General features: G+C 60.6%; 12 protein-coding genes and 1 tRNA gene. 2 read left to right on the forward strand and 11 right to left on the reverse strand.

Translation table 11 applies throughout. The annotated features are described in order from the left end of the window. Positions 1-68 precede the first annotated feature (68 nt). The 3 genes from HBR94_RS11080 to gabD form a co-directional block, all read right to left on the reverse strand. Positions 69-1,280 carry an HDOD domain-containing protein gene (locus HBR94_RS11080; protein WP_170044780.1) on the reverse strand — a complete coding sequence of 404 codons (1,212 nt, stop codon included), beginning with the start codon at positions 1,278-1,280 and terminating at the stop codon, positions 69-71. Between the two features lie 135 nt (positions 1,281-1,415). After that, on the reverse strand, positions 1,416-2,696 hold the full coding sequence (gene gabT, locus HBR94_RS11085; RefSeq protein ID WP_057436980.1) for a 4-aminobutyrate--2-oxoglutarate transaminase: 1,281 nt from the start codon (positions 2,694-2,696) through the stop codon (positions 1,416-1,418). A 180-nt stretch (positions 2,697-2,876) separates the two neighbouring features. Further along, positions 2,877-4,319: an NADP-dependent succinate-semialdehyde dehydrogenase gene (gabD, locus tag HBR94_RS11090; protein ID WP_057957966.1), complete on the reverse strand. Its 1,443-nt coding sequence runs from the start codon at positions 4,317-4,319 to the stop codon at positions 2,877-2,879. Positions 4,320-4,688: 369 nt separating this feature from the next. Here gabD and HBR94_RS11095 point away from each other — a divergent pair. Next, positions 4,689-4,765, forward strand: a tRNA-Arg gene (locus HBR94_RS11095). Positions 4,766-4,949: 184 nt separating this feature from the next. Here HBR94_RS11095 and HBR94_RS11100 read toward each other — a convergent pair. Next, positions 4,950-5,324 carry a nuclear transport factor 2 family protein gene (locus HBR94_RS11100; RefSeq protein WP_057436977.1) on the reverse strand — a complete coding sequence of 125 codons (375 nt, stop codon included), beginning with the start codon at positions 5,322-5,324 and terminating at the stop codon, positions 4,950-4,952. 108 nt (positions 5,325-5,432) lie between these two features. Between HBR94_RS11100 and HBR94_RS11105 the strand changes: the two genes are divergently transcribed. Further along, on the forward strand, positions 5,433-6,335 hold the full coding sequence (locus HBR94_RS11105) for a LysR substrate-binding domain-containing protein (protein WP_232544802.1): 903 nt from the start codon (positions 5,433-5,435) through the stop codon (positions 6,333-6,335). 101 nt (positions 6,336-6,436) lie between these two features. On the opposite strand, the gene HBR94_RS11110 is transcribed toward HBR94_RS11105, so the two are convergent. From HBR94_RS11110 to HBR94_RS11140, 7 genes are all read right to left on the reverse strand, one after another. After that, positions 6,437-7,039 carry a hypothetical protein gene (locus HBR94_RS11110; protein ID WP_169960005.1) on the reverse strand — a complete coding sequence of 201 codons (603 nt, stop codon included), beginning with the start codon at positions 7,037-7,039 and terminating at the stop codon, positions 6,437-6,439. Beyond that, positions 7,036-7,608 (reverse strand): RNA polymerase sigma factor, encoded by a 573-nt coding sequence (locus tag HBR94_RS11115; RefSeq protein ID WP_120731200.1) that lies wholly within the window; start codon positions 7,606-7,608, stop codon positions 7,036-7,038. Before HBR94_RS11115 ends, HBR94_RS11110 begins: the two co-directional genes overlap by 4 nt. A gap of 94 nt (positions 7,609-7,702) precedes the next feature. Further along, positions 7,703-9,334: a VWA domain-containing protein gene (locus tag HBR94_RS11120; RefSeq protein WP_170044781.1), complete on the reverse strand. Its 1,632-nt coding sequence runs from the start codon at positions 9,332-9,334 to the stop codon at positions 7,703-7,705. Positions 9,335-9,537: 203 nt separating this feature from the next. After that, positions 9,538-10,188, reverse strand: coding sequence for a DUF799 domain-containing protein (locus HBR94_RS11125; RefSeq protein ID WP_057436967.1), 651 nt, complete (start codon positions 10,186-10,188; stop codon positions 9,538-9,540). Beyond that, on the reverse strand, positions 10,185-10,547 hold the full coding sequence (locus tag HBR94_RS11130; RefSeq protein WP_057957961.1) for a DUF4810 domain-containing protein: 363 nt from the start codon (positions 10,545-10,547) through the stop codon (positions 10,185-10,187). The genes HBR94_RS11125 and HBR94_RS11130 overlap by 4 nt, the downstream gene beginning before the upstream one ends. Before the next feature lie 29 nt (positions 10,548-10,576). Continuing rightward, on the reverse strand, positions 10,577-11,257 hold the full coding sequence (locus tag HBR94_RS11135) for a CsgG/HfaB family protein (protein WP_057436965.1): 681 nt from the start codon (positions 11,255-11,257) through the stop codon (positions 10,577-10,579). Between the two features lie 31 nt (positions 11,258-11,288). Further along, positions 11,289-11,870, reverse strand: a complete 582-nt coding sequence (locus HBR94_RS11140) for a hypothetical protein (protein WP_170044782.1) — start codon at positions 11,868-11,870, stop codon at positions 11,289-11,291. Positions 11,871-11,951 lie beyond the last annotated feature (81 nt).

The raw sequence follows: 11,951 nt of genomic DNA on the forward strand, positions 1-11,951 counted from the left end.
GTTGTCGAGCTTTAGCGAGGCTACGATGGCGGCGGCACATTCAGCATTGTTGCTGCCAGACACAGCGCCTACCCAGGCTTGCGGATACGCGTCAGCTCTGCAAACCCGACCTTGAGCAACCTCGCCGTCTTGCCCTTGGCCAACGCCTCGACCCCTTCATGCTCGGTCAGCCCTGCCAGTTGCGCCGCGATGTTCATCACCAGCGCCTCACGGGAATACACCCCGCCTTCCAGGGAGTAGGTCGCCGCGATCAGTTGGCGCAGCTCCAGGGGCAAGCGCCAGCGCGTGCGCAGCGCCGAGCCATAGCTGGCGCCAAAGGTGGCCAATGACTCGCCAATCAACGCCTCATCCAGTTCACCACCACCCTGGCGCCACTCCTGCAAGCTGCGCAGCAGGGCGAGGTCGCCCAACCGATGGAGAATACCGGCGCTGTAACAGCGTTCGTGTTCCAGGTCGAGCATGCGCGCCAGTGAACGACCGTATTGCGCAGTCCGCTGGGACAATTGCCAATAACGCTCAGCGTATTCCATCAGGCTGGCATCGCTGAGGATCACGTTGTGCTTGAGGGCCAGGCCGAGGATCAGGTTCATGCTCTGCCCGGCGGCCAGTTTGTGCAGCGCCATGGACAGGGTCTGCACCGGTGTGCCGTGCTGGCCGGCGCTGTTGGCGGCGGCGATCAGCACCGCGGTGATCTGTGGATCAACCTTGACCTGCTCTTCCAATTGCTTGAGATCCAGCCCTTGCGGCGCGAGGCTGCGTTGCACGGCCGCCTTGACGTCAACCCGCAGCGGCGCGCCGTCCGACAGCTCGCGACGCTGCTCCAGGAACACCGGCAAGGACATGCCCGCCGCCAGGGCGGGGGGTTCGCAATACACCGTTTCGCCTTCGTTGAGCAACAAATCCTGCAGGCGTTGCGTAAGACCCTCCATGTTCAGTGGCTTGGTCAGGTAGGCGGTGGGCGCCAGCGGCAATACCTCGCGCACGCTGGCGCCGTCATTGCGTGTACTCAGCAGGATGAACGGCAACACGGGCACCCGCCGACGCTGACGCACACTGCGCAACAGGCTCAGGCCGTCAACGCCCGGCAGCTCCCAATCGGCAATGATCAAATCGTAGGATTTGTCTCGCAGCAGCTCGGCGGCGTGCTGCCCGTCGGCGCACACATCCAGCCGCGCGTCGCAGCGCACATTCAACAACACCTGCTTGAGCAGATCCCGCGACCAAGGGTCGGGCTCGGCAATCAGCACACGGGGTACAGCAGGTAAATCAACAGCAGTCATGCAGCACGCTCCATCGGCAATCCTTGCACATTAGACAAAGGAAGCGCCTGCGTACAAGGAACAAGGCCTGAATAGGTGCATAGCCCACAAAAAAACCCGCCGAAGCGGGTTTTTTTCGATCCAGCCAACCTGCACTTACAGCTCGGAGAAGCACTCTTCGATGATCGCCAAACCTTTGTCCAACTGCTCGTCCGGCGAGGTCAGCGGGACCAGCACGCGCAACACGTTGCCGTAGGTGCCGCACGACAGCAGGATCAGGCCCTTGTCACGCGCCTTGGCAACCACCGCGGCCACCGCAGCAGCGTTCGGCTTGTGGCTGTCGCCGTCCTCGAACAGCTCGACCGCGATCATCGCGCCCAGGGCACGCACTTCGCCGATCACCGGGTACTTGGCCTGGATGGCTTTCAGGCCAGTGACCAGACGCTCGCCAACAGCCTTGCAGCGGTCCAGCAGATGCTCTTCTTCGAACACTTCCATCACGGCCAGGGCCGCGGCGCACGCGATCGGGCTACCGGCATAGGTGCCACCCAGGCCACCTGGGGCAATGGCGTCCATGTATTCTGCCTTGCCGCACACGCCAGCCAGCGGGAAGCCGCCCGCGATGGATTTGGCAAAGGTGGTCAGGTCGGCAGCAACGCCCATCTGCTCCATGGCAAAGAAGGTCCCGGTACGGCCGGCACCGGTTTGCACTTCGTCGGCGATCAGCAGGATGCCGTGCTTGTCGCACAGTTCGCGCAGGCGCTTCATGAAGGCTTTAGGCGCTACGTAGAAACCGCCCTCGCCCTGTACCGGCTCGATGATGATGGCAGCAATATCACGCGGCTCGGCATCGTTCTTGAAGATGCGTTCGATGCTAGCGATGGAGTCGTCGATGCTCACGCCGTGCAACTCGTTCGGGTACAGCGCACGGAAGATACCGCCTGGCATCAGGCCCATGCCAGCGGAGTACGGTACAACCTTGCCGGTCAGGCCCAGGGTCATCATGGTGCGGCCGTGGTAAGCGCCGGTGAAAGCGATCACGCCGGCACGGCCAGTCGCGGCACGCGCAATTTTCACGGCGTTTTCCACGGCTTCGGAACCGGTGGTGACCAGCAGGGTTTTCTTGGCGAAATCACCTGGCACCTTGGCGTTAACTTTTTCGCACAGCTCCACGTACGGCTCGTAAGCCAGGACCTGGAAGCAGGTGTGGGTCAGCTTGTTCAACTGCTCGGTCACGGCCGCGATGATTTTCGGGTGCAGGTGACCGGTGTTCAGTACGGCGATGCCGCCGGCGAAGTCGATAAACTCGCGACCTTCAACGTCAGTCACGGTGGCGTTCTTCGCGGATTCGGCGAAGATCGGGTGAATCTGGCCAACACCGCGCGGTACAGCGGCTTCGCGGCGTTTCATCAAGGAAGCGTTGGTCTTGTTGCTCATAAAGTCCTCATTCGCCACTCATCGGGTGGCGTGGTCCAAGGAATACGTGACGGGGAGGCAACTACGGCAGCATGCGATGATCGACTGCCACAGCTTTCCCGGCCACTTCGAATAACGGTTTGAAGCACGCAAAGGGACAGCGCTCTCGTGCCCTTTGCGTTTGCAGCGATACCTTGCCGGTTAGATACCCAGGCAGAGGTATTTGATTTCCAGGTAATCCTCGATACCGTACTTGGAGCCTTCACGGCCCAGGCCCGACGCCTTAATACCGCCGAACGGCGCCACTTCGTTGGAGATCAGCCCGGTGTTGACGCCGACCATGCCGTATTCCAAGGCCTCGGCCACACGGAACACACGGCCCAGGTCGCGGGCATAGAAGTAGGAGGCCAGGCCAAATTCGGTGTCGTTAGACATCGCGATCACTTCGGCTTCGTCTTTGAAGCGGAACAACGGCGCCAGCGGGCCGAAGGTTTCTTCCTTGGCCACGGCAGCGTTTTTCGGCACGTTGGTGAGGATAGTCGGCTCGAAGAAGTTGCCTTCCATAACCTTACCGCCCGCCAACAGGGTCGCACCTTTGCTCAAGGCATCGGCGATGTGTTCCTGGACCTTGGCCACGGCTTTTTCGTCGATCAGCGGGCCAGTCGTGGTGCCTTCTTCCAGACCGTTGCCGATCTTCAATTTGGCTACGGCCACTTTGAGTTTTTCCGCGAACGCGTCGTACACCGAATCCTGGATGTACAGGCGGTTGGCGCACACGCACGTCTGGCCGTTGTTGCGGTACTTGGAGATGATCGCGCCTTCGACGGCCTTATCCAGGTCGGCGTCGTCGAACACGATGAACGGCGCGTTGCCGCCCAGTTCCAGGGAAACTTTCTTGATGTCCTTGGCGCATTCGGCCATCAACTGGCGACCGATTTCGGTCGAGCCGGTGAAGGACAATTTACGCACGGTCGGGTTGCTGGTCAGCTCGCTGCCGATATCGCCAGCGCTGCCGGAGACCACACTGAACACGCCGTTTGGAATCCCGGCACGCTGGGCCAGCTCAGCCAGGGCAAACGCCGAGAACGGGGTTTGCGACGCAGGCTTGAGGACCATGGTGCAACCGGCAGCCAGGGCCGGGCCGGCTTTACGGGTGATCATCGCGGCCGGGAAGTTCCACGGCGTGATGGCGGCGGTGACGCCGATCGGCTGCTTCATCACGATCAGGCGCTTGTCTGGCTGATGGCCAGGGATCACGTCCCCGTAGATACGCTTGGCCTCTTCGGCGAACCACTCGATAAACGAAGCGGCGTAGACGATTTCGCCCTTGGCTTCGGCCAGCGGCTTGCCCTGCTCCAGGGTCATCAGACGCGCCAGGTCATCCTGGTTCTCGATGATCAGCTCGAACCAGCGACGCAGCTTGTTTGCACGGTCCTTGGCAGTCAGTGCGCGCCAGGCCGGCAAAGCCTTGTCGGCGGCTTCGATGGCACGACGGGTTTCGGCGGCGCCCATCTTCGGCACGGTGCCCAGGATCTCGCCAGTCGCGGGGTTGTTGACCTTGATCGTTTGACCGTTGTCCGCATCGACCCAAGCGCCATCAATAAAGGCTTGCTGGCGGAACAACTGGGTGTCTTTAAGCTGCATGTCGGCTTTCCTTAACAGCACCGCGCGCGCGCGGGGCAAATTAGAGTTGTTGAAAGGCGCCTCGAAGGCTGCCGTCAGGGAAATCAGTCACTGGGCGCAAGCTGAAACATCGCGCACGGGAGACAGAGCGTTTGAAATCTCAAACGAATCCTAGGATCAATGGGGGGGCAGGGCAATAGTCTGTTCGAAAAAAAGAACGAAAACGGCGCATTAGCCGAATTATTCTGACAGGCGCACAACAGCCGGATTCAGCGCCAAGGACGCACACCGCCCGGTACAGAGCCTCGCCGCTCCAGAATCCTACCGGCAGACGGCCAAAAACCAGCATGGACGCCCAAGGTCGACATGGGTATGATGGCGCCCGCACAAGCATCCGTAGCTCAGCTGGATAGAGTACTGCCCTCCGAAGGCAGGGGTCGTGGGTTCGAATCCCGCCGGGTGCACCAGATACAGAAAAAAGCCCCAGGTCGCAAGACCTGGGGCTTTTTTGTGGGCGCTGTCACAAAGACTCTTCTGCCGGCCATATCCAACTAGGCAAAGCGCTTTTGCGTTGTAAGTTGGAGTGCGTAAACTGGCAACGCGAAGAGTGCACTACATAAGTTTGTTCTCATTTTGCATCTGGCCGTTAGCTTACTGAGTTGTCACTTCACCGGCCTTGTGAAAGAGCTTGGCGAAGATCATCCACTGGCCATCGACTTTCATCAAGTTCAAGTAGTCGACCATGACGTTATTGAATAGGCGCAAACGCACTTTAACGATGGCCATTTCCGCAGACATCACATCAATCATCAACACTTCATCAAGTTGTGGAAAACCACCTTCCTGTGGCGACTGACGGCCTTGAACCATGGCCCTGTACTCATCAAAAGACCGGACGACCACGGTCGAGTCTTGTGCGCTATATAACACGCAACCCCGATGAAAGACCCGATCAAACAGATTCAAGTCCTGGGTTTGCAATACATCAAAGTAGTTTTTCAGAAACGACTGGATTTCATTGATCATGGCGAACAACTCCCGCTTTATTAGCATGACATTATTTAAATAATTAAATCGTCGCTATTATCGGTATCTCGCTCGCTTCACGTATAGCGGCTATTATTAGACTTTTCCGTGAAAGGAATTCACCTATTGAAGCTCCCTCCACTCGCCGCATTGCGCGCCTTCGAGGCTTTGGCCCGGCTGGGCAAGGTGAATTTGGCGGCCGTTGAGCTGCACGTGACCCACAGTGCCGTCAGCCATCAGATTGGCTCTCTTGAAGAGTATTTGGGTATTGCCTTGGTGATGCGCAGCGGACGTTCCCTGGTGTTGACGGAAGAGGGGCGCATTTATGCCTACCAGATCAGGCAGGCGCTGGGTGAAATCGCCGGGGTCACAGAGAAGTTTCTGGCGAGAAGCAATTTCCCGCAACTGACCCTGTCAGTGCTGCCCTCCTATGCCATGCACTGGTTATTGCCGCGCTTGCACGGTTTTATGAGTGCCCATCCCGGGTTGCGCCTGAAATTGGAATCGACCATGGCGTTCGCCGGTTTAGAACAGGGCCTGGTCAATTGCGCAATCCGCTTCGGTCACGGCCAATGGCCCGATATGCATTGCGAAACACTGATGAGCGACTCATTGCTGGTGGTCGCTGCTCGCGACTTCAACCACGGTGTATTGCCAGACACGCCGCACGCCATCCTCGAGCAGCCACTGCTACACGCCAGTGAAAGCTGGGCAACCTGGCTGTGCGCCGCAGGCGTGGAGGGGCAACGCCCTCACGCCTCGCTGGAGTTCACCGACTCCACCTTGCTGCTCGAAGCGGTACGGCTCGGGCACGGCGTCGCATTGACGCGCCGCTCGATCGCCCATTCACTGATTCAACGTGGGGAGCTGGTCAAACTCACCGACATCGAACCGGCGCATTCTTCGAGCTACTACCTGGTCTGGCCACTGGGGATTAAACGTTCGGCGCAATTAACCTCCCTGCACAGCTGGCTCAAAGACCAAGTCGTGGCGTATCAAGACAGCCTATAAAACCGCTGCCTGTAGGTCTTAGTTCAAATCGGGCCGGGAGCCGCAGATACAGACGAAAAGCCCCAGGTCGCAAGACCTGGGGCTTTTTGGTGGGCGCGGGTTCAACGCTTTTGCAACGCTTCCAACCGGGCGGGCAGGTCTTCGTCAGGAAAGCGCTTGTGCAGCGCCAGCAGCTTCTCATCCGCCGCCCTGCTCTCTCCCGCCTCGCGCAGATGCACAATCTCCTCAAGCCCCTGCTCCAGGGACTGCGGTTTGGCGGCTATCTGCTTGCTCATTTTCGCCACGGGCTCATCGGCCACGACCGCCGCCATCTCGGCCTGGACCGACGCGCTGTCAGCCTGTGGTGCCATCGCCATACGGGCCATGGGCGCGGGGGCGGCTGGGGCAGACAGTGCCTGCGGCGGTGGCGCAGCGGCATATTCGGCGGCTTCGGGCAGGTCGATATCAGGTACTGGCGAGCGCATTACCACGCCAATCATCAGTGCGACCCCGGCCACGGTGGCAAACGCCATCTGCCAGCGTGGTCGTTGGCAAGCTTGCAGCCAGCGTTGCCACAGGTTTGGCCCGGGAGCCGGTGCTTCGCGGCGGGCGGCAGCGAGGATGAAGGCGTCGAGGGACGCAGGCGGCTCGCTGGCGCTGTGTTGGCGAAAGTGCTGGATCAGCCCTTCGTCAGTCGGATCCTGGGGGTGTCGGGAGTCAGTCATACGGGTACCTCCTCGGCCAGCAGCCGACGCAATTTCTGCTGGGCGTAACGCAAGCGGCTTTTTACCGTTTCCAGTGGGCTGCCGGTCAGGGCGGCGATTTGCGGCAGTTCCAGGTCGCCGTGCAGGCGCAGCATAAACACTTCGCGCTGGTCTTCGGGCAGGTCTTGCAACGCTGCATCGAGACGGCCCTGGTCGCGGCTCAGGCTCAGTTGCTGCTCGGGGCCGGCGCCGGTGTCGGGCTGGGCGTGCAGTTGTTCGTCGTAGCTGTCGTGCAGCGGGTTGTGGATGCCGTGCTTGCGCCAATGGTCGATCAGGCGGTTGCGGGCAATCTGGAACAGCCAGGTACGAAAACTCGCGCGGCCTTGTGGCTGGGTAGTGCTGCGGATCAGGCTGAGCCAGGTGTCCTGGTAGATTTCCTCAGCCAGTTCGGCCTTATTGCAGAGGCCCACGAGAAACCGGTAAAGGCCCTGGCGGTGCCGGGCATAAAGGATTTCGAAGGCGCCTGCATCGCCGCTGCGGTAGCGGGCCAGCAGCGATTCGTCGCTGGGTGGATCATCTGGTACGGCCATGTTAAGTGGCGAACTCCTTTCGATGGATCACTGCAGATTACCTGTGGGAGCCGGGCAAGCCAGCTCCCCCATTAGAGCTGTATCGTGTGCAAGATCAGTGTTTGAGGCTCTGGGCCAGCTCCACCAACTGTACAAATTCATTACGCAGGCCGTAGGGATCATCACCGCGGGCCGAGCGGGCCAGGGCGGCGGTGTCTTTTAGGCTCATGCTGCCAGTGTAGCGGCCATCGCCCTTGAGCTGTTGGGCGAAGGCGGCCACGGCGGCCGAGAAGCGCAGGTCGTCGCTGGGCGTGTGTTGAGCACTCTTGATCGGGTGTTCGATCAGGCGACTGCTACCACCCGCCGCCGGCTTGTAGCGTACCCGCAACATGGCCAGTTCTGTGGCATTGCCCTCGCCAGCCTTGGCCTGGGTATAGCGCAGCGGTTCCAGCCAGCCTTTTGAACCCTTGGGTACGATTTCATACAGCGCTGTCACGGTATGCCCGGCACCGATTTCGCCGGCGTCCACCTTGTCATTGCTGAAATCCTCACGTTTCAAGGCGCGGTTTTCATAGCCCAGCAGGCGATATTCGCTGACCTGGGCCGGGTTGAATTCCACCTGCAGCTTTACATCCCGCGCCACCACGGCCAGGGTCGAGCTGAGTTGCTCCACCAGGACCTTGCGCGCTTCGCGCAGGTTGTCGATATAGGCGTAGTTGCCATCGCCCGCGTCGGCCAGTTGCTCCATCAGGTGCTCGTTGTAGTTGTCCACATCAAACCCCAGGGTGGTCAGGGATACCCCGCTTTTGCGCTGGTCCACGGCCATCTGCTTGAGGCTGTCGAAGTCGCTGATGCCGACGTTGAAGTCACCGTCGGTGGCCAGCAGGATGCGGTTGATACCCTGGTCGATAAACCCTTCGCGGGCCATCTGATAGGCCAGTTCGATGCCCGATGCGCCCGCCGTGGAGCCGCCGGCGGTCAGTTGCTCGATGGCGTTGCGGATGTTTGCCTTGTCACGCCCGGACGTGGGCTTGAGCACCACCCGCGACTCGCCGGCATATACCACCAGCGACACGCGGTCCTGATCGCGCAGTTGGTCGACCAGCAGCTTGAGGGTGCTTTTCACCAGCGGCAGGCCTTCGCGGCGGTCCATGGAGCCGGAAACATCCACCAGGAACACCAGATTGGCCGGCGCCAATTCGGCCACCGCACGCTCGGAGGCCTTGATGCCGACGCGCAGCAGGCGCGTGTTGGGGTTCCAGGGGGTGGCGGCGACTTCGGTGGTCACGCCGAACGGTGAGCCATCGCTCGGCAGTGGGTAGTCGTAGGGGAAGTAATTGACCATTTCCTCAAGTCGCACGGCACCTTCGGGCGGCAGCTGGCCTTGGTTGAGGAAACGCCTGACATTGGCATAGCTGCCCGTGTCGACATCGACGCTGAAGGTCGAGACCGGGGTTTCGGCAACGCTGTGCACTGGGTTGTCCGGCAGGTTTTGATACTGCTCACGCGGCTCGGCGCGGTACTCCATCGCCACAGCGTCATGCATGGCCATCGGTGCCGGCATCGCCATTCTTTTGAGCATGGCGCCCTGAGCCTGGACAGGCACGCTTTGCAGTTCGGGGACGGCAGCCGCTTCGGGCGCCTTGGCCTCGTCACGGGATGACAGCCCACACCCGGCAAGTGCCACCAGCAAGGTCACGGCAAAGCCCTGGGCAGCGGGGCGCAGGAGGAGAAGAGGATGGGACATGGGCTGAACCTCGTGTGTGAATGATGCGTTCACAAGGTCAGACGTAGGAGCGTCGGGATTCGGGTTAGCGTCTGGTCACTCAACCTATGTGGGAGCTGGCTTGACCTGCGATAGCGGTGGGCGAGTCAATACATACGGTGACTGACCTACCGCTATCGCGGGCAAGCCCGCTCCCACATTGGAGCGGCAGTGACTGGTCCAGATCAGTCCGAGCCGTACTTGGGCGAGCGCGGGCCGTACAGGATCCCGGTGCGTTGGCCGGCCGACAACAGGCGCGCGCTGGTGATACCAGCAATCGGATGCGCCGCGTCGGTGGAGCTGTTGATCACTTGCTTGACCGCCGCAGTGATCAGCATGCCCACCAGGCCGCCGCCGTTGTTGTTGCCTTCCTCGCTGGACGCCCGTGCCGAGCCGGTCCACAGGGTGGTGCCGGTGCGCAGGTCGACCAGTTTGGCCGAGGCTGTCACGGAGGTGTCGCTGGTGATCAGCATGTACTTGGTGCCGTACTCGCTGACGGTGATGTACAGCGCCGCGTCTGCGCCGAAAATCTCATGCAGCTTGCCCGGCGGCACGCCCTGGATATCGTTGGCGGTGGTCAGGCCGTTCTGGCGGAAGGTTTCGTCCACCAGGGCAATCGGCATCACATAGTAGCCGGCTTCCGCTAACGGGTAGGTCACCTGCGATACCAGGCTGTAGGAGGCCTGCACTTCAGGGGACTCGTTGATCGGTGGCAGCACCAGGATCGACTTCGGCCGCGCCTGCTTGTAGGCCGAGTAATCGACGGTCTTGGGTGCCGCGCAACCGCCCAGCAAGGCCAGGGCGAGCAAGGCGCCGGTGAGTTTCAAAAAGCTCATTTCTTCACCTCTGGGGCCTTGGCGTTCTTGAGCAAAAAGTCCATGTAGGCAGCAGACTCGGGGAACAGCGCCTTCTCGGTGCGCAACTGCTGCACCATCTGGTCATCCTTGCCCATGCTCAGGTACAGCAAGCCCAGGTGGGCGTGGTAGCCCGGCGGGGCCTGGCGGCCACTGGCGTTGATCTTTTGCAGGTCGCGTTCCAGCGCTTCGACCTGGGCTTCCTTGGGCTCGCCCTTGAAGTACTCGTAAACCTGTGGCTGGTAGCTTTCCCATTGATACAGGGGCTTGGGTGCCGTCTGGCACCCTGCAACCAGCGCGGTTGCTGTCAGCATCAGCGCTAACTTAACTGCCTTGCTCATCCGTGTACTGCTCCTTGAAAACACTTAAATCAGTTACGCGGGTTCCAGGCGCCGGCGTTGATACCGTCGACCAGGCGGTTGATCGCTTCGCGCATGGCCAGGTCCAGGACCTTGCCATTGAGGGTGGAGTCATAGCTGGCGGTGCCGCCAAAGCCCACGACTTCACGGTTCGACAGCGCGTATTCACCGGCGCCCTGGGTGGAATACACCACTTCGGAGGTGCTGATGTTGACGATATTCAGGTTGATCTTGGCGTAGGCCACCTGGGTCTTGCCACGGCCGAGAATGCCGAACAACTGGCGGTCGCCGGTTTCTTTGCGGCCGAACTCGGTCACATCGCCGGTCACCACGTAGTCAGCACCCTTGAGGTTCTGGACGGTGCCCTTGATTTTCGCTTCCTGGGAGATTTCGCCCATGTTGTCGCGGTCCAGCACGCTGAAGCGGTTGGTCTGCTGCAAGTGGGTGATCAGGATGGTCTTGGCCTGGCCACCGAGGCGGTCCACGCCATCGGAGAAGATCCCGCGCATGTAGCTGGAGCGGTTATCGAACTTGCCCACGGCAATCGGCACGCGTACGCCGGAGTAGGCGACGCTGGCGCTGGCGACTTTTTCGATCGGCAGTGCGCGGGAGCTTTCCGTGGCGCAACCGGCCAGGGTCAGCAGTGCCGTGGCGGCAAGGCCGGACAGCAGGATTTTGCAGAGTGATTTCACAGGGTGCTCCTAGGTGAATAAATCCGGGGTATTAACGTGAGGGTATGGCGCGCAGGTCGTGCACGATGTAATTGCTCAAGCCACCGGTGAAATGGCGCTCGATATTGGCGTTGCCTTCATTGGTCAGGATCCCACCAACGGTCTTCCATTGCTGCACCTGGCCGCCCCAGTTATTGGGCACCAGGCCACCCCGATCCTGGGCAAAATGCAGCACCTCGGCGTCGGCTTTCTTGACCTTGACCTTGTAGCCGAAGTCGATGCTTTGCAGGATGGTGTTGTCGTCGACCACCAGGCTGGTGATACCGCCCTTGGAGTCGAGGATATGGCGCACGTAGACGATATCCACGTCCAGCAGGTAGTCAGCGGTCTGCTTGCTGCTGGCGTAGCGCTTGGCCTTGAGCAGACGGTCGACCAAGTCGACGCCCAGTTGCTCGCGGACTTTGGCGTCCGACATGAAAATTCGGCCCTGCCCCACCACTTTGACGTCGAAGGTATCGACCCAGAAGGTGGCGGTCTTGGGAATGGTCACGGGTGCTGGAGAGATGTAGTACGGGGGTTTGGAAGCGCAGCCGGCCAGAAAGGAAAGAGCCAGCAGCAAGGCAAAAATGCGCATCTTCAAATTCATCCCTGATTAAGTGCTGCGCATTTTACGGGGTTGAGAGCGGTTCTCAAGTTGTTTCGCACTGGTGGGAGC

This window comes from Pseudomonas sp. WS 5412, assembly GCF_012985615.1.
Taxonomy (GTDB): Bacteria; Pseudomonadota; Gammaproteobacteria; order Pseudomonadales; family Pseudomonadaceae; genus Aquipseudomonas; species Aquipseudomonas shahriarae.

Excerpts from the sequence above, each read along its gene's own strand:
- HBR94_RS11110 (WP_169960005.1), bottom strand. The coding sequence starts at position 7,039 with ATGACTGACTCCCGACACCCCCAGGATCCGACTGACGAAGGGCTGATC.
- HBR94_RS11140 (WP_170044782.1), bottom strand. The coding sequence starts at position 11,870 with ATGCGCATTTTTGCCTTGCTGCTGGCTCTTTCCTTTCTGGCCGGCTGC.
- gabT (WP_057436980.1), bottom strand. The coding sequence starts at position 2,696 with ATGAGCAACAAGACCAACGCTTCCTTGATGAAACGCCGCGAAGCCGCT.
- HBR94_RS11115 (WP_120731200.1), bottom strand. The coding sequence starts at position 7,608 with ATGGCCGTACCAGATGATCCACCCAGCGACGAATCGCTGCTGGCCCGC.
- HBR94_RS11125 (WP_057436967.1), bottom strand. The coding sequence starts at position 10,188 with ATGAGCTTTTTGAAACTCACCGGCGCCTTGCTCGCCCTGGCCTTGCTG.
- gabD (WP_057957966.1), bottom strand. The coding sequence starts at position 4,319 with ATGCAGCTTAAAGACACCCAGTTGTTCCGCCAGCAAGCCTTTATTGAT.
- HBR94_RS11100 (WP_057436977.1), bottom strand. The coding sequence starts at position 5,324 with ATGATCAATGAAATCCAGTCGTTTCTGAAAAACTACTTTGATGTATTG.
- HBR94_RS11120 (WP_170044781.1), bottom strand. The coding sequence starts at position 9,334 with ATGTCCCATCCTCTTCTCCTCCTGCGCCCCGCTGCCCAGGGCTTTGCC.
- HBR94_RS11130 (WP_057957961.1), bottom strand. The coding sequence starts at position 10,547 with ATGAGCAAGGCAGTTAAGTTAGCGCTGATGCTGACAGCAACCGCGCTG.
- HBR94_RS11080 (WP_170044780.1), bottom strand. The coding sequence starts at position 1,280 with ATGACTGCTGTTGATTTACCTGCTGTACCCCGTGTGCTGATTGCCGAG.